The following is a 19,455-nucleotide window of genomic DNA, read 5'->3' as shown; positions in this document are numbered from 1 at the left end:
CCTAGTGAATGACTTCACAAAGGATGAGAGCAAAACAAATGCCCTCTGGGAGTGCCATAAAGAAGTTTTTACACGATTTCGCTGTCGAAACTTTGGACAGGGGCCTAAGAGCGCTCCCGCAAATGGGAAAGTCGGGACGTCGCGAGTTGGGTTTACTTCTTAGACGCCGTGGAATCAGACATGATTTTTTCTAAGCGATCTAGACGAACTTTGAGCTCTGCATTTTCTTGCTTCAAGGATTTAATTTCTTCGTCGTGACCTTGAACCTTCGCATACAACTCTTTCACCGCTTCAATCAGTGGCGCCACTAACTTTGAATAGGCAACGGACTTAAATCCCTTGCTATCTGTCTTTACCGCCTCCGGAAAAACCTTTTCAACGTCTTGAGCAATAACACCGACATCGTGAGTTTGCTCAAAATTCATTTCAGGATACTCGTCTTGACGCCAGTCAAAGTAGACACCCGTCAATTGAGTGAGTTTTGTTCTGACATCTGACATTGGCTCGATGTTTTTCTTAAGACGAATATCAGAAGCATTCACGTAGGCTCCAACACCTGCAACTGTACCGTTGGCGTGGAATTTATAACTTGGTGCAAACCCAATCCCCACATTTCCATCAAGAACAGTGTAATCAATATTAGGACTTCCAGGAAGTCGATGTGAATGCAGGACTGTTGCTCCAGCTGAATAGGCATCATTTAAATTTCTAATGATAAAGGTTCCAAAGTCATCGGTGTACATTTCTGTCCAACGCTGATTCGCTGGTGCTTGCTGATTGTACAATTCGAAAATTGCATCTTCACCGCCAGCGACTCCTGTTGAACGAATTCGCCCATTCACATCCAGCGCCGCGTTTGGATTTTTAGTATTAATTCCTAGTGGACCGCAATTGAAGTAGGACGGTCCGTAACTTGCGAGGAGAACACAGTCGTTATAGTTCCCCGCCGCATCCGAGTTTTGCACCGTGACCGTCGCCAAACGATTTGTTCCTCCACCCCACCCCGGACGGAAGACATAACCAGCATGAGTTCCCGCTCCAGGCACACCGCTAAAGAACATCCCACCGCTATTATAAATAGCGGCATTGGTTCCGTTATCAACTTGGATGTTTCCGACCACATGCAAAGCCTGCGTTGGGGTTGCAGTACCGATCCCCACTTGTCCTCCGTGCTCGACATATAGTCTGCCATTACCCATATTCACATCCCCGTTCGTAACGTTGATTGAAAGGGGACGTAAAGAATTCCATGATCCATACTGATCGCCAGAGGCTGTTAACAATGTATAGTAGTTCGCACCATCATTGCGATGAATCACTCCGTAGTTGCCACCAATGTAACGAGCTTGATTTGCACTTGTAGAAACAAATTCGCCTGAAGATCTCACAGACCCGCTCACATCTAAACGATACGCTCCAGGCACCATACCTAGCCCTAAATTTCCAGACGTATCCAGAGTCGCTCGCGTTGTGCCACCTGTCTCAAATGCCAAATTAGTTGCGTCGTTCGTTCCAAGAGTGGCAGTCGTACCGAAACTATTTCCACCTTGAGCAAACGCATCCGTGATTCCGTAGCCGGCAAGTGTTGTTGGATTCGTACCCGCAGTCACTCTACCTTTTGCATCCACCGTCACGGACTTGTAAGTGCCAGCTGTCGCACCACTGTTAGCTAATGTCAGAGCTGTGCCTCCTGCACTGGAGGTTGCATCGCCCGTAAAGGCTGGCATCCTCGCTGCGGCAAATGTTCCAGTCGTGACCTTGGAGGTGTCCAGCACGGGAACATCTGCCGCAGCGATGCTGCGGAATGAGGGGGCACCCGCAGCGCCTGAGGGAGCAGCTAAGAATGTCGATGCCGTTTGCGAGCCGAATGCAGAGCCGGTAATGGCAATATTTGCGCATGTCCAGGCTCCTGTCGGACTGGAAAACGTCAAAGTCTGGTCGGCCGTGCAGTTAGCAGGCATTTGAGCTGCATCAATTTTATTACTCAATGTACTAGAAAGATTTGTGACATCAGAAATTACAATCGCAGAGTTTACGAAAGCACTGCCATTGTATTTTATGTACTGATTCGCCGCCGGAGTCGTCAGCGTGAGCGTGCTTCCTTGAAGTTTCGCCACTGTCGCGGCTGCGGAACCTGGACCCGTAGCCGTTACATCACCTGTTAAAGCTGTAACATAATTACCCGCAGCTTGTTTGTTGTTAAACGTATTCCAGTCTGTTGAAGACAGATACCCACTCTGTGAAGTCGTTGCTTGCGCAATTGAAATCGTCGGCGTTGTTCCGCCTGTTGACGATAACGGAGCACTTGCCGCAACGGAAGTTACACTGCCCGCCGTATTCGCAGCCCACGATAAATTACCAGATCCATCAGTAACAAGAACTTGGGTTGCCGCGCCTGCTGAGTTCGGCAATGTTAAAGTATAAGTGCCAGCAGCTGCTTGACCACGAATTGCAATCGATCCGCTGGTGGAGCCATTCACGTTCACACCTTTAGTGGTTGCCACGGAGCTTGCATCAAGTTGAAGGATCTTACTAGCAACTGCAGTCTGAGTTTTATCAACAGTGAGTACGCCTGAATTAGAGATTGTTGCATCACCAGAGATAGAAACTTCAACAGCTTTGCCAGAAGCATTACCAAGCCAGATTTTTCCATTCGACAAATTGGCAGAATTTGAAACTCCGGTTAGCGCATCGGTAATTCCGTAGCCAGCAACAGTCGTTGGTGTTCCTGTGGTAATTTTCGACCAATCTAAAGAAGGAATGTCCGTTGAACTCAACGAAGCACCGCCCGTCACCAATCCCAGACTATTCACTGTAAGCTTCGTGTAAGTACCCGCAGTGACCGAATTGTTAATTGATAAAGTAACAGATCCACTGGTACCGCCACCAATAAGTCCAGAGCCAGCAACAACTTCCGTAATAGTACCCGCGTTTACGCTATCAGAACTAGGCACCCATGCAGTCCCGTTATACTTTAAGACTTGCCCATTGCTTGGAGCTGCCGCACTTAAAGTTTTTCCTTGAAGACTGCTCACATGTGTTGCCGACAAAGTACCAGTGACATCACCGGCAAGAGATAAGTTTGGAATATGAGAGGCATCTAAAACGCCAGACGTTATTTTACTAGCATCGATACTGGTAATTTCTGACGAAGACACAGAAACTGAATTACAACCAAAACTCTGCGTCGCCAAATTCCAAGTAAGGAAACTTCCAGACCCGCAATTAGGAATAAGCTCTTTTAATACAAATTCATTCAGTGTTCTTCCTGCTAATTTCTCTGAAGACATCGAATATGCGGCAAATGGAACTGAGCGAATTTTTGAATCCGGAGAGATTTGCCTCCAAGCCGTACCATCCCAGAAGCGCACTCGCAAAATTCTTAAATCCCCGCCCAAAGGAGTATAACATGCAGGAAGCACTGACCCCTTACAGTAAAAACTGCGGGTATTGCTAAATGCATCTAGCAAACCAAAGCTTGTCCAATAAGCTACATCGACAGATTGAATATTGGAATCTGGGAAAGTTCTTGCGCCCTCACCGAGCGGAACATCAAACACACCTTTAGAGCCCGTCATATCGATAGGGTTCGAGTTTTCTTCCCATAGAGTGTACTGACCTGATGAGTCCATGATCTTAAAGTTAAAGATCACAGCTTCATACTCCATCGGAGTATTGTCCATTTTCAAGATGCGTCCCTGGTAGTTCAAACTACTAGGACTTGCGACAGCCAAAGACGACAGGCCTGTCGCGAAAATTATGAAAAGTGAAATTACGTACAGCTTTTTCATGACACTCAACCATTCGGTTGGGGTCAAAAAAGACAAGAGGGAAAATCGTGTTATGCGATCTTCCCTCTAATTTATGCAACGATATTGAAACGAAAAATTCAGTCTTTGTTTATCGAGTGTCCCGTATATAGAGCGGGATCATCTCGTTTTGCGCTGATTATTGACTAGCCGTGCGACGTTGAATCTTCTTCGTGCGGACTGGGGCCTTCGCTGTTCTTGCAGGCTTTATGATTCTCTTTTTAAACTTGTACGTGTATTCGACATGCGATTTTTTTATAAGGTCTGTTTTGGCCTCATCAAAATTCATACTCATCGCGACATCATGGATACACTTTTGAATTTCATTGCTGACGATATCTGTGTCTTTAATTGCAGAATCCAAAACCTTGCCGTTTTGTCCCACCATCCAAATCACCGTCGCCTTTGTACCTTCGAAAGAATGTGGATCTTTAGAAACACATTGGTAGATAGGAGCCGAGCTTGATTTTAACTGACGAATAATCGCCTGTTGACGACGCTTATTTTCAGCAATCACTCGCTCATCCATCGCGCGCGCCTCAAAAGACTGCATGACACCTGGAGTGGCTGTTGAGAACTCGTCTTTTACTTTCGTATCAGTCATTTTTTGATTTTCATTGGACTTGATGAGCGCGTTTTTCTTTTGCATACGATCTAGCTCATCATCTTCGTAAGGAGCTGCTGAAGACTTAAAGAAACTATCGTCCGTTTCAAGATCTGATTCCGCATAGACATTGGTAGAAATCGCAAGCAGAGTTACTAGCAAGATGCTCTTCATGAATCTTCCCCCTCGAAGTGTTCTAAAGACAGTATAGCAACAGGAAGCTCATTACTCAGAGCGTAATTCTGCTTATTTCACTCTTATATTCTAGATAAATTGGAGATCTTTTAAACGTCTAGATTTTAGACAAATGCTCAAGTAGCGTATTCCCCTGTTCGAGTGGTAAACAGAGGAAACGTCTCATTTTCACTCTGAAACTACTCCCACTCGATCGTTCCTGGGGGCTTACTGGTGACATCGTACACGACCCGATTCACTCCGCGAACTTGGTTCGTGATTCGATTTGAAATTTCTCGCAAGAAAGCAAAATCAAACGGGTACCAATCGGCAGTCATACCATCACTAGAAGTCACGGCTCGCAACGCTAGCACGTGATCGTAAGTACGACCGTCCCCTTGCACACCAACTGTTTTTACTGGAAGCAAAACACAGAAGGCTTGCCAGATTTCAGAATAGATATTTTTCTCTCGCAAAAAGTTGATAAAAATATCATCGGCGTCTTTTAGGATACGTAACTTTTCAGCACTCACCTCACCCAAACACCGAATTGCAAGGCCAGGACCAGGGAATGGATGACGGCCCAACATGTCCTTTGGAAGCCCAAGCTCTGCACCGATTTTACGAACTTCATCTTTGAAAAGTTCACGCACAGGCTCGACTAACTTTAGCTTCATTTTCTCTGGCAAACCACCCACGTTGTGATGGGACTTAATGGTCACACTACCACCAACTGAAGACACACTCTCGATCACATCTGGATAGAGAGTCCCTTGAGCCAAATACTGAATATTGATTTTATGATCGTAAGACTTATCAAAAACTTCAATAAACACACGACCAATGGTCTTGCGCTTATCTTCAGGATCGGTTTTGCCCTGAAGAGCACTTAGAAATTCTTGAGAAGCATCAACGCCCTTCACATTTAGGCCAATCTCATTGTATGCCGCTAATACTTTTTCGTATTCGTTTTTACGAAGAAGGCCGTTGTCGACGAAAACACAGTGAACTCTTTCGTGTCCAAGGGCTTTGGTCAAAAGGGCTGCCACGACTGAAGAGTCAACACCACCGCTTAATGCACAAAGCACATGCTCATCAGCACCGACTTTTTTCTGAATGTCTTTCACCAAAACTTCAGTGATATGTGGAGCATTCCACGTTGGACTTGCACCACAAAGCGTGTGAGCAAATGCACGAAGAATCTCGATCCCTTTGAAGGTATGACTTACTTCAGGATGGAATTGCAAACCCCACGCACGTGGGCCCTTCATCGCTGCTGGATGACCGGAATCAGAAATACCGACCACTTGAAATCCCGGAGGCGCTTTCTTCACAGAGTCCCCGTGACTCATCCATACCTGCTGATCAGAAGGAATAGCACCAAAGGTTTCCCGCCAAGCAACACGGTTTAGCCCGTACTCTCGCTGGTCGCTTTTTGCGACTTCGCCACCTAGTTGGTGGGTTAAAAGCTGCATTCCGTAACAAATTCCAAGAACCGGGGCTACCTCAAGAAGTTCTTTAACATCTCGACGCGGAGATTGAGGTTCGTAAACTGAATTTGGACCACCACTTAAGATAATTCCGAAGGGTTTTCCACTCTGGATTTTTTCGATGGGATAATTGTAGGCATGGATTTCAGAATAAAAACCAATTTCCCGCAATCGGCGCGCAATCAATTGAGTAAATTGCGAGCCAAAATCCAAAATTAGAAATCCACGTTCGGTCATTTTAATTTTCCAGTCTGTAGTTAGGAGCTTCTTTCGTAATGCTCACGTCATGAACATGGGATTCACGAAGCCCTTGAGCACTGATTTGCACGAAACGAGCTTTCGCCTGAAGCTCTTGCACATTGCGAGCTCCCAGATAACCCATGCCGGATTTTACGCCACCAATGAGTTGATGAACGATCCCCGTTGCAGAACCTTTGTAAGGAACTTTTCCTTCGATTCCCTCAGGCACCAACTTGTCTTCGTCTGTGATATCGTACTGAGCATAACGATCCTTCGACCCTTTTGCCATCGCCCCAAGACTGCCCATTCCGCGATAAACTTTGTATGTACGGCCTTGATATAAAATCGTTTCGCCCGGAGATTCTTCAGCTCCCGCCAAAAGATTTCCGATCATGACTGAGTTCGCACCCAAAGCCAGAGCTTTCGTAATGTCGCCAGAGTATTTAATCCCGCCATCCGCGATGATCGTCTTACCTTTGCTACGAGCGGCTTGCGCACAATCGACCACTGCAGAAATTTGTGGCATCCCCACACCGGCCACAACACGCGTTGTACAAATACTACCGGGCCCTACTCCGACTTTAACGACATCAGCACCAGCTTCGATTAACGCCAACGTTCCGTCGGCCGTTACAACGTTGCCCGAGATAATAATAACGTCTTTATGTTTTTTCGCGATGTACTTCACCATTTCAATCACGTTGCGAGAATGGCCATGAGCCGTGTCCACGCAGAGGATATCGACTTTTGCTTCAACGAGCGCGTCCACCCGGTCTGTTGAATCAGCACTGACACCGACAGCGGCACCTACCAAAAGGCGGCCATGATTGTCTTTCGTCGCTTGCGGGTATGCTTGAGCTTTTTCAATATCCTTGATCGTTATCAAACCTTTGAGCTTGAAGTCCTTATCTACAACCGGCAATTTTTCAATGCGGTGTTTTTGCAAAATCTTTTTTGCTTGTTCAAGAGTGGTGCCCACTTCCGCCGTTACCAGCTTATCTTTGTGGGTCATAAGATTTTTAATTGGCTGATTAACGTTTGTTTCAAATCGCAAATCGCGATTCGTAAGAATTCCCACTAAAACTTTATTCACCGTAATCGGAACACCGCTGATAGAATATTTCGCCATCACATCCAGTGCCTCTTGAACGAGTTGATCAGGCCCAAGAGTGATTGGATCCTGGATCATTCCACTTTCATATTTTTTTACTTTTTCAACTTCAAGAGATTGTCGGCCGATATCCATGTTTTTATGGATGATACCAAGCCCACCCATTTGTGCCATGATTCGAGCGATGCGGTTTTCCGTCACCGTATCCATTGCCGCCGATAGAATGGGAGTCGTTAAGAACTTTCCACGTGCAAACTCTGCTCTTGGCGCCACTTCTGATGGGATGATTTCCGAGTATTGTGGAATCAACAGAATGTCATCGTAGGTCAAGGCATAAGGAATTTGCTGAGCCGGTAACTGACTGTTCGGTGGGCGATCCATGAAATCCTCCATGGTGACTGTTGGCACTTAATTTTTTTGGATGCCTTATTCTGTCATGGAGCCCGAAAGAACATCAACGCTTTTCTTCGTACCAAGTTTTGTACAATAGATAGTTGTCTGCTGAATAACTCAGCGCTTTGATTTCTTCCTCTGTTAATGGACGTTTTACTTTAGCCGGACGACCTAAAATCAAGCTGCGCGGAGGAAATTTAGATCCCTCAGTGACGAGTGAACCTGCGCCGACGATGCACTGCTCACCGATTTCAGCTCCGTCCATGACGATGCTCCCCATTCCAACGAGAGTTTCTCGGCCAATATGACAGCCATGAAGCATCACGAGGTGCCCTACCGTTACGCGATCCTCGATCGTGCACCCGAATTTTTTGTAAGTGCCATGCAAAACTGAGCCATCTTGAATATTCGCTTCTTTACCAATGCGGATGGGCATGACATCCCCGCGGATTGTCACGTTGTACCAAACCGAAGATCTCTCTCCGATCTCAACATCACCAATAATGCGGGCATTGTCCGCAACAAACACATCTTTCGCTACCTTCGGAGTAAAGCCTTTTAACGGAATAGTCGTCATCGATCCCTCTCAATATGAAACGAACTATTATGATACGCACACGATTTAAAATAAATCAAAGGTCCTGTTCCCTATCTTTTACAAATCAACTCCGAACGCTTTATTGGGGGCCCCTAATGCTTTTAGAACGCTGGGGTTTAACTAATTTATGACCATGCCGATCCGTACGGGAACACTGTGGTAAAGAGTTTTTGTCAACAAGCCGATAGGACAGGTATGACCGATAAGTACAGGAAACGTTGCACGTTGAAACAGTTCCTGACTATGCTTTGGGAAAAGCCTCTCAAACTCGCTATACTCCTTCTCACGCTTATTTTAACCCCGTCCGCATACTCAGTAACCGGTATAACTTATACCGGCCGCATCCTCGACTCGAACAACGAGCCGGTGACGGCTAATCAAGTTTTCTTCACGGCCACAGTTTACGATCATCAAAGCCGTTGTGCTCTTTACACTGAGCAACGCCAGCTGGACTTATCTTCATCCGGCGGGACTTTTTCTTTTGATATCGGCTCGAACGACTCAACACTCGTGAGCGGAAGTGCTGGCTTTAACGCCGGCATCACTAGCTTGTCTCAAGTTTTCAATAACGGAAAAACTTTTTCTGCATTGAATGGTTGCGCTTCTGGTCCAAACTCTTACACACCAAACTCGGATTCTCCACGCGTTCTTGGCATCATTTTTAAAGTCGGTGCTACAGGAACTCCTCAGTCTTTACCTGCTTTGATTTTGAATCCAGTGCCAACAGCGTTCCAAGCTTTCGAGGTTAATGGTTACGGCACCGGCAACCTTTTAAAAGTCGACTCTGCTGTTAACCAAACTACGCATGCGAACAACGCTCTTGCGCAAACTCAGTATGACGAGTTCTGGCGATTAGTGAAAAATCCTCTTTCAGCTTACTTGCCTAACACGGGCGACGTTACGATTGTCTCTGGCAATAACAAGGTGACGACTTTGATGGGCCAGGGCTTACCTGCAGGCCCAGCTACTAACGGTCAAATTTTGGTTTCTAACGGAACCACTTGGACACTGCAATCGATGAGCGCTGGCTCTGTGACAAGCGTAGGTGGCACTGCTCCGATTACTATCGGCGGTACGGCTTCAGCCCCAACTGTCGGCATTACTCAATCAAGCGCTACCACAGACGGTTACCTAAGCAGTGCCGACTGGGTCGCTTTCAATGCAAAACAATCAAGCGCATTAGCTGATGGCAATCTCTGGATCGGAAACTCTTCTGGAGCAGCCCAAGCCCGTGTCATTACCGGCGATGCGACGATTTCAAACACGGGTGTTTTAACTCTTTCAAGCACTATCACCGCAGGCTCTGTAGGTTCTAGTGGCTATGTTCCTGTTCTGACTTACGATGCGAAAGGTCGCTTGACCGCAGTCACTTCGGCTGCTGTGAATGACTCTTCGAAGTTACCTCTTGCTGGCGGCACGATGAGTGGCGCTATCAATATGGGTGGTCAGGATTTAAATAACGTTGGCAACATCAATATGGCGGCCAACAAATATTTCGGTCTTTCTGCAAATAGCACTGATGGCACCGTTGCCGGTCAAATATGGTATGACGGTGGCACTATCAAGTATTATGATGGCGCTTCTGTAAAATCTTTGGGTGTTGCAGGCGCTGGGATCACAAACTTGAATGGTCTTTCTGCTGGTACTCAGAGTTTCGCAATCGGCACGGCTGGCAATGCTCCAGCGTTTAACTCTGTAACTGCTACTCACACACTCAATATCCCAATGGCTTCGGCTTCAGGTTCAGTCACTGCGGGTCTTTTAAGTAACGCCGAATACGCAGCCCTCAATGCAAAACAATCAAACGCATTGGCGTCTGGTAATGTGTGGGTTGGTAACGCTTCGGGCTCAGCTCAAGCGCGTGCGCTCACGGGTGATATTTCTATCGATAATGCTGGCGCGACTAGCTTAGCTGCGATCAAAGGAAAGTCTCTTGATGCCATTGCTGCTACGACAATGGGGCAAGTGCTTTTCTTTGATTCTGTAGCTGATAAATGGAAAGTTTCCACAGCAGCAGCGCCTACTAACGGCCAAGTGATGAAGTGGAATGACACTACAAAAACTTGGGAGCCAGGTAATGATACCGGTGGCTGGACGGCAGTTGACGCTTCTTATGCTGCAAAAGGTATCGTGCAATTTGATACAAACGCTGCAACTTCTGGAGTGAACGTTTCTTCAGGAGTCGCCAACATAGTTCGCACCACGACGGGATCTTCTTCAACAATTCTTTCATTAGATGGCTCTGGCGTTGCTAACATGTATGGAGCAGGCCTCAAAGGTGCTACCTCTGGCACTTTAGCTCTTCAAGCTTCTGGCACGACAGCGAACTACTCACTCACTTTCCCGGCCGTCGCTCCAGGCGCAGGTCAGTCTTTACAATCAGATGGATCTGGCAATCTTTCTTGGGTGAGTGCTTTAGGTAGCATCTCTAATACTGCTGATCTTACAAACTCTAAAATCTGGGTTGGTAATGCTTCCGGCAAAGCCGTTGAAGTATTAATGTCTGGAGATGCAACGCTCTCTAACACAGGTGTTCTATCCCTTGCTTCGACAATTACTGCTGGTGGCCCAGTTGGAACTTCTGGCTATGTACCAGTGATCACTTACGATGCTAAAGGTCGTTTGACTGCGGTTACTTCTGCAGCTGTTAACGATACTTCGAAGCTTCCGCTTGCTGGCGGCACTATGAGTGGCGCTATCAACATGGGCGGACAAGATATTACCAATACTGGCAATATCTCTATGGCTGCTAATAAATACTTTGGTCTTTCGGCAAATAGCACAAACGGCAGCGTTGCCGGTCAAATGTGGTATGACGCTGGCACGATTAAGTACTATGATGGTTCTACGGTAAGATCATTAGGAGTTGCTGGCGCTGGAATCACAAGCCTTAACGGACTCTCTGCTGGCACTCAATCTTTCGTGATTGATAGCGCTGGTTCTGATTTCGCAGTGAATTCTGCGGGTTCAGCTCACACGTTCAGTTTACCAAATGCTTCAGCGACTGCACGAGGTGCTCTAAGCTCTGCTGACTGGTCTGCATTTAACGCTAAACAATCTAATGCACTTACGGATTCTAACATCTGGGTTGGTAATGCTTCGGGTGCGGCGCAAGCTCGCGCAATGTCAGGTGATGCGACGATTTCTAATACTGGTGTTTTGACTGTTGATAAAACTCAGACTGCAGTTGCTAGTAAGATCCTTCAACTTGATGCAAGTTCAGTAGCAACGACTAAAGGTGTGAACGTGAATGGCTCCACCAGCGGTTCAATTTCTCTTCGTGGCCAAGCTGCAGCTGGCACTTACACTTTAACCTTACCTAGTGACGATGGTGGAGCGAATCAGTTCCTACAAACTGATGGTTCAGGCAATTTAACTTGGGCTGCGCAATCTGCAGCTTTACCAAGCTTAACGGCGACTAATATTTGGGTTGGTAACGCTTCTGGTGGTCCAGAAGCACGCGTTCTTTCTGGTGATATTTCTGCTGTTTCAAATACAGGTTCTGTGACTGTTGTTAAAACTACGACTGCTGAGAATAATAAAATTCTAGCACTGAATGGTTCTGGCGTTGGTACGATGAAAGGTTTGGAAGTCCAAACTGGTACTGGTAAAGCAACAATTCAAACTTCGGGTGCTTTCACAGACTACGTTTTGACATTACCAGCTGATGATGGCGGCGCGAATCAAGTTCTTAAAACTGATGGGTCCGGTGTATTGTCTTGGGCTTCAGTTTTGACTGGTGTAAGCAATACCGCAGATCTCGCTGACAGCAAATTGTGGATTGGTAATGCTTCAGGCAAAGCCGTTGAAGTATCAATGTCAGGCGATGCGACGATCTCTAATACTGGGGTTCTATCTCTTGCTTCTACAATTACGGCTGGTGGCCCAGTAGGAACTTCAGGCTACGTCCCAGTAATCACTTACGATGCTAAAGGTCGTTTGACGGCTGTTACTTCAGCGGCTGTGAATGACGCTTCAAAGCTTCCACTCGCTGGTGGTACAATGTCTGGCGCGATCAATATGGGTGGCCAAGACATCACAAATACTGGCAACATTTCGATGGCCGCTAACAAATACTTCTCGCTTTCTTCGAATGCGACGAATGGCTCTGTTGCTGGTCAAATGTGGTATGACGGTGGAGTCATCAAATACTATGATGGCTCAACGGTAAAATCTTTGGGTGTCGCTGGCGCAGGCATTACAAACTTGAATGGTCTTTCTGCAGTTACTCAATCTTTCGTGATTGATGCTGCAGGTTCTGATTTCGCCATCAATTCTGCAGGCTCCGCACATACATTTAGCCTTCCAAGTTCTTCTGCTTCAAACCGCGGTCTTTTGACTTCTGCTGATTGGTCATCTTTCAATTCGAAGCAATCAAATGCTTTGGCTGATTCCAATCTGTGGGTTGGTAACGCGTCTGGTGGCGCACAAGCTCGCGCCATGAGTGGTGACGCTACCATCAGCAACACAGGTGTTTTGACTGTTGATAAAACTCAAACTGCAGTTGCTAGTAAGATCTTGCAACTCGATGCAAGTTCAGTCGCGACTACTAAAGGTGTTAACGTTAACGGTTCTACAAGTGGTTCAATTTCTATCCGCGGTCAAGCTGCTGCGGGCACTTACACGTTAACTTTACCTGGCGATGATGGTGGCGCAAACCAATTCTTGCAAACTGATGGCTCAGGTAATTTAACATGGGCTGCACAATCCGCTGCACTACCTAGCTTAACAGCTACGAACATCTGGGTTGGTAATGCTTCTGGTGGTCCAGAGGCGCGCGTTCTTGGCGGCGACATTGCTTCTGTTTCTAATGCAGGCTCTGTGACAGTAGTTAAAACAACGACAGCTGAAAACAATAAAATCCTAGCTTTGAATGGCTCTGGCGTTGGTACTATGAAAGGTTTGGAAGTTCAAACAGGTACTGGTAAAGCGACGATCCAAACTTCTGGTGCGTTTACTGATTATGTTTTAACTCTGCCAGCTGATGATGGTAACGCGAACCAAGTATTACAAACGAATGGTTCAGGCGCATTATCATGGGCGTCAGTGTTAACAGGTATTTCAAATAGCGCAGATCTTGCAAACAGCAAAATCTGGGTTGGTAATGCCTCTGGCAAAGCGGTTGAAGTATCAATGTCTGGCGATGCTACTATGAGCAACACTGGTGCATTGACTTTGGCGTCTACAATCACAGCTGGTGGCCCAGTTGGAACTTCTGGCTATGTACCAGTTATTACTTACGATGCTAAAGGTCGTTTGACTGCCGTAACTTCGGCTGCTGTTAACGATACTTCGAAGTTACCGTTAGCTGGCGGCACTATGAGTGGCGCTATCAACATGGGCGGACAAGATATTACCAATACTGGTAACATCTCGATGGCTAATAATAAATACTTTGGTCTTTCAGCAAATAGTACGAACGGCACTGTTGCAGGTCAAATGTGGTATGACGCGGGAACTATCAAATACTATGATGGTTCGACGGTAAGATCTCTCGGCGTAGCTGGTGCTGGGATTACTAATCTGAACGGTTTAACTTCTGGTACGCAAACGTTCGCGACTGGCACTTCAGGCAACTCACCAGCATTTAGTTCTGCAACAAACACGCATACATTGAATATCCCAATGGCTTCGGCTTCGGGTTCAGTGACTGCGGGTCTTTTAAGTAATGCTGAATACGCAGCCCTCAATGCAAAACAATCAAATGCGTTAGCTGACTCTAGTATCTGGATTGGTAACTCCTCTGGCGGTGCTCAGGCCCGCGCGATGAGTGGTGATGCTACCATCAGCAACACTGGTGTTTTAACTGTTGATAAAACTCAAACAGCAGTTGCAAGTAAAATACTTCAATTAACTGCTTCTTCAGTGGCTGTGACTAAAGGGGAAGATATTGGTGGCGCAGGCGCTGGTATCGTGTCTCTTCGCTATCCAAACACTGCAACCAATACCACTCTCACCTTCCCAAGCACTGCAGGATCTAGCGGTCAGTTCTTACAAACAAATGGCTCTGGAGTTTTAACATGGGCAGCTCAGGCTGCAGCTCTTCCTTCATTAACTGCCACTAATATTTGGGTGGGTAATGCTTCTGGTGGTCCAGAGGCGCGTGTGCTTGGTGGCGATATCGCTTCTGTTTCTAACACAGGCTCTGTCACAGTAGTTAAAACAACCACCGCTGAAAACAATAAAATCCTAGCTTTGAATGGCTCTGGCGTTGGTACGATGAAAGGTTTGGAAGTTCAAACAGGTACTGGCAAAGCGACAATCCAAACTTCGGGTGCTTTCACAGACTACGTTTTGACGTTGCCTGCTGATGATGGTGGAGCAAATCAAGTTCTTAAAACTGATGGCGCTGGTGCATTGTCTTGGGCAACTGTCTTAACCGGCGTAAGCAATACAGCCGACCTAGCAAATAGCAAAATCTGGGTAGGTAATGCTTCAGGCAAAGCGGTTGAAGTATCAATGTCTGGCGATGCGACTATGAACAACGCGGGTGCACTGACTTTGGCGTCTACTATCACTGCTGGTGGTCCTGTAGGAACTTCTGGTTATGTACCAGTAATTACTTACGATGCAAAAGGTCGTTTGACTGCAGTTACTTCAGCGGCTGTGAATGACACGACTAAATTACCACTAGCTGGTGGTACAATGTCTGGCGCTATCAATATGGGTGGCCAAGACATCACAAATACTGGCAACATTTCGATGGCTGCGAATAAATATCTAGGCCTTTCAGCAAATAGCACGAACGGCACTGTTGCCGGCCAAATGTGGTATGACGCGGGAACTATCAAATACTATGATGGTTCGACGGTAAGATCTTTAGGAGTTGCTGGTGCTGGGATTACTAATCTGAACGGTTTAACTTCTGGCACGCAAACTTTCGCAACCGGAACTTCAGGCAACTCCCCTGCATTCTCGTCTGCAACAAATACACATACACTCAATATCCCAATGGCATCAGCTTCAGGTTCTGTGACAGCCGGTCTATTGAGCAATGCTGAGTATGCGGCGTTAAACGCGAAACAATCAAATACGTTGGCTGATTCAAGCATCTGGATTGGTAACTCATCTGGTGGCGCGCAAGCTCGCGCAATGTCAGGTGATGCTACAATCTCTAATACTGGTGCTTTAACTGTCGACAAAACACAAACTGCTGTTGCTAGCAAAATTCTACAATTGACGGCTTCTTCAGTAGCAGTCACTAAGGGTGCTGACGTTGGTGGAGCGGGTGCTGGTATCGTCTCTCTCCGTTATCCAAATACTGCAACGAACACAACACTGAGCTTCCCAAGCACTGCTGGCTCAAGTGGCCAGTTCTTACAAACAAATGGCTCTGGAGTTTTAACTTGGGCAGCTCCATCTGCTGCTCTTCCGACACTTACAGCTACTAATATCTGGGTGGGTAACTCTTCGGGTGGCCCAGAGGCACGCGTTTTGGGTGGTGATATCTCAGCCGTTTCTAATACCGGATCAGTTACTGTTGTGAAGACCACGACAGGCGCATCAAACACGATTGTCTCTACAGATGGCACAGGTACCATCGATGCCTATGGTTATGGTATTAAAGGCACCACTTCTGGCACGGTCGATCTTTTAGCGCAGGCGACAACTGCCAACTACAGCTTAAGATTCCCGGCCGCTGCTCCAGGTGCCACACAGATTCTGCAATCTGACGCTTCAGGAAACTTTTCTTGGATTAACACTCCGACTGGTGGTGGCGCGCTGTCTGCAATTACTGCGGCGACAGCAACAAACACTATCGACAGTTTGAACTTTGCTCAAACTTGGAACTGGTCAACAGCTACGACTCAAAGTCCAATGTCTATCAGTGCCAACGCGTTGACAACCGGTTCGCTCTTAAATCTTACAACTTCGAATGCTTCACTCAATTCATCAAACGGTTTGTTGCAAGTTGCAAATACCGGCGCCTCTACAAGTGGAACTATCGCAAGATTCCAATCCAACTCAACTGCTGGCTCTGGATTGACGGTACTGGCTAGCGGCTACACTGGCATAGGCACGGCTACACCAGGAACACCATTAGATATCGTCTTTAATGGTGGGGGCTCTAGCATCGCTCGCCTCAGAAACTCAAGCACTTCCGGGTACAGCAGCATTCAGTTTATGGAAAATACTGGCTCTACAGAAAAAATGGGCTTTGGTTACGCAAATGCTTCAGGCAGTGCATATGGCACTGCCGGAAAAGCTTTCTTATGGACCAACAACTCCGTTGATTTCGAAATGAAAAACAACGCCAACCATATCGCGACTTTCAAAAGCGATGGTAAAGTTGGTATCGGCACTGATACGCCAGGATCGACTCTCGATGTAAAAGGTGCGATCCGTATGTCGGGTGCCACTACAGGATATACAGGCTTCCAACCTGCGGCGTCGGCGGGATCAACTGTATGGACATTACCAACAGCTGATGGTTCAGCGAACCAAGTGTTAAGTACTAACGGCTCGGGTGTCCTTTCTTGGGCTACGGCGCTCACTGCGGCTAATGGAGTGATGAAAGACGGAAACTCTTTCGGCGCTCATATGATTATAGGTACGAATGATAACTATGATTTCCGTTTCGAGGCCAACGGTGCAACTGCAATGACGATCGAGCCTTCTGGCGAAGTTGGCATTGGCACAACGACTCCTGGCTATAAATTAGATATCGCGTCAACTGATGGCGATGCTCTTCGTTTGAATACTTACAGCAATACCGCTGGTCAAGGAAGCTCTGCAATGCTTTACCGCGCTCGTGGGACAGCAGGTTCTCCAACCGCAGTTCAATCAAGTGATACATTGGGTGGCCTTTATACACGTGGTTATGGCGCTACTGGATTCGGCTCTTCTTCAACTGCTTATATTGAGTTCTCTGCAGCACAAAATTTCACAGATGCAAACCGCGGAACATTCATGTCGTTCTATACGACGCAAAACAACTCTGCGTCCCCTACTGAGCGCATCAGAATTTCTGATAGTGGCGCAGTGGGTATCAACACGACAGCTGCTTCTGGAACAAGATTGGATGTAAGCGGTCTTACACGCAGTACGGGCGTTGATATCAACTCTACTTATGGCGGTAGCCAACTTTCATTACGCGCTCCTGCTTCTTTCTCAAGTTATACTTTAACTTTACCAACCACCGCTGGAACAAATGGTCAGGTTCTAACAACAGATGGCGCTGGAGTTCTCACTTGGGCAACGGCTTCTGGCGGTAACTTGCCCGCTCTTGCTGCTACAAATATTTGGGTAGGTAATGCTTCTGGTGGTCCTCAAGCTCGCGTTCCTTCTGGCGACATATCTTCAATTTCAGACACAGGTTCTATCACGATTGATAAAACTCAAACTGCTCAAGCCAGTAAGATCTTGCAATTGACAGCAGCCGGAGTTGCGGTAACTGCCGGCACTGACATTGATGGTGCAGGCACTGGTATTGTCTCTCTCCGTTACCCAAATACTTCAACGAATACTACTTTAAGTTTCCCAAGCACCGCTGGATCTAGCGGACAGTTCTTAAGAACCGATGGCGCTGGAGTTCTCACTTGGGCTGCTGCAACTATGCCATCCCTCACAGCTACAAATATCTGGGTGGGTAACTCTTCTGGCGGTCCAGAGGCACGCGTTCTTGGTGGTGATATCTCTGCTGTTTCAAACACGGGCTCTGTGACAGTGCTTAAGACGACAACGGGTACTGCCAGCCGTATCTTAGCATTGGATGGCTCTAGCGTCGCAACAGCGTATGGATTTGCTGTGAAAGGTGCAACTGCTGGAACTGCAACACTCCAAGCACCAAACTCTTTCACGAGCTACTCAATGACACTTCCTGCAAATAACGGAAGTATTGGTCAAGTTTTAACAAACAACGGCTCTGGCACAACAACTTGGTCTAATATGAACGGCTCACCAACTGTAAGTTCTAAATCAGCAAACTTCACTGTCGGCACTACTGAGAATAACTACATTTACTTAGTCACCGGTCTTACAACAGCCACACTTCCCGCTGTGGCAACGGTTGATCCTGGCTTCCAAATTACGATCAAACGTATGGGTGCCAGCAACATCAACGTTGTTGCTAATGGCTCTGAGACTATTGACGGAGCGACAACAAGATCTTTGAGTTCTAATTATCAATCGCTACAAATCATTAATACAGGAACTCAGTGGGTTATTATTGGTGGTGGCGCAGTGAACAACTCAACGGCTTGTACACCAGGATCTCAAGCTTATAACTCGCCTGGAACATTCACTTATACTATTACAGCCGCTCAAGCTACGAACTGTACTTTCACGGTCACAGTTAAAGGCGGTGGCGGTGGTAATTCGGATGCCTCTAGTGCTATCGGCGGTAAAGGCGGAGCTATCCAGTTTACATACACAGCCCCAGCTGCAGGAACTTTCGAAGTGCTTGTTGGTGGCGGCGGTGTCCTTGTGACCGGTGGCTCTTCGGGCGGTGGCGGTGGCGCTACCGGAACAGGCCAAAGTGCCGGCGGTGGTGGCGGCGCCTCAGCCGTTCGTTACACCAACTCAGTTCCAACCAATACACTTCTATCTATCGCGGGTGGCGGTGGTGGTGCTGGCTCCGACTCAACTGGTGACGGCGGTGACGGGGGAGCTTCTGGAGCAGGATCAAACGGTTTCTCTAACGGAACTGAACGCGGTACCGGCGGCAGTAACAACGTCGGCGGTGTTACCGGAACCGGAACCGCTCCTGGTGGTTCTGGCGGCTCTAGCAGTGGAGCAGGCTCTGCCGGAACTGGAGCTACTCCAGGAGCTGGCGGTGCAGCTGTCAGCACGTTCTCAGTGAGTGGCGGTGGTGGTGGTGGCTATTATAGCATTAACGCTTCCGGTGGTGGTGGCGGTGCTGGTTATGGTGGTGGTGGTGGTGGATCTGCCGCATCTACTTGGCGCGGTGGCGGCGGTGGTGGTGGTGGTTACATCAACTCTGGAGCGATGACTTCGTTCACCGACCAGACTTCGTCCGCAGGAACACCTGCAAATACCAACGGCTCTGTTCTTATCGAATGGAACTAAAACAAAAA

The 19,455-nt window shown here is 47.3% G+C and carries 6 protein-coding genes; 1 reads left to right on the top strand and 5 read right to left on the bottom strand.

The window, feature by feature from the left end; all coding sequences use genetic code 11:
* Positions 1 to 152 precede the first annotated feature (152 nt).
* From ACLWBB_RS09790 to ACLWBB_RS09770, 5 genes are all read right to left on the bottom strand, one after another.
* Positions 153 to 3,791, bottom strand: coding sequence for a tail fiber domain-containing protein (locus tag ACLWBB_RS09790; RefSeq protein WP_413291459.1), 3,639 nt, complete (start codon positions 3,789 to 3,791; stop codon positions 153 to 155).
* A gap of 157 nt (positions 3,792 to 3,948) precedes the next feature.
* Positions 3,949 to 4,587: a hypothetical protein gene (locus ACLWBB_RS09785; RefSeq protein ID WP_413291458.1), complete on the bottom strand. Its 639-nt coding sequence runs from the start codon at positions 4,585 to 4,587 to the stop codon at positions 3,949 to 3,951.
* A 200-nt stretch (positions 4,588 to 4,787) separates the two neighbouring features.
* Positions 4,788 to 6,314 (bottom strand): glutamine-hydrolyzing GMP synthase, encoded by a 1,527-nt coding sequence (gene guaA, locus ACLWBB_RS09780; RefSeq protein WP_413291457.1) that lies wholly within the window; start codon positions 6,312 to 6,314, stop codon positions 4,788 to 4,790.
* A gap of 1 nt (position 6,315) precedes the next feature.
* Positions 6,316 to 7,809, bottom strand: coding sequence for an IMP dehydrogenase (gene guaB / locus ACLWBB_RS09775; RefSeq protein WP_413291456.1), 1,494 nt, complete (start codon positions 7,807 to 7,809; stop codon positions 6,316 to 6,318).
* Between the two features lie 73 nt (positions 7,810 to 7,882).
* Positions 7,883 to 8,398: a gamma carbonic anhydrase family protein gene (locus tag ACLWBB_RS09770; RefSeq protein ID WP_413291455.1), complete on the bottom strand. Its 516-nt coding sequence runs from the start codon at positions 8,396 to 8,398 to the stop codon at positions 7,883 to 7,885.
* A gap of 387 nt (positions 8,399 to 8,785) precedes the next feature.
* Between ACLWBB_RS09770 and ACLWBB_RS09765 the strand changes: the two genes are divergently transcribed.
* Positions 8,786 to 19,447, top strand: coding sequence for a hypothetical protein (locus tag ACLWBB_RS09765; RefSeq protein ID WP_413291454.1), 10,662 nt, complete (start codon positions 8,786 to 8,788; stop codon positions 19,445 to 19,447).
* Positions 19,448 to 19,455: the final 8 nt, after the last annotated feature.

Origin of the sequence: Bdellovibrio sp. HCB337 (assembly GCF_047302465.1) — a bacterium.
Taxonomy (GTDB): domain Bacteria; phylum Bdellovibrionota; class Bdellovibrionia; order Bdellovibrionales; family Bdellovibrionaceae; genus JACMRP01.
The sequence above is the reverse complement of the archived record's forward strand: the minus strand, read 5'-3'. Positions and strand labels throughout refer to the sequence as shown.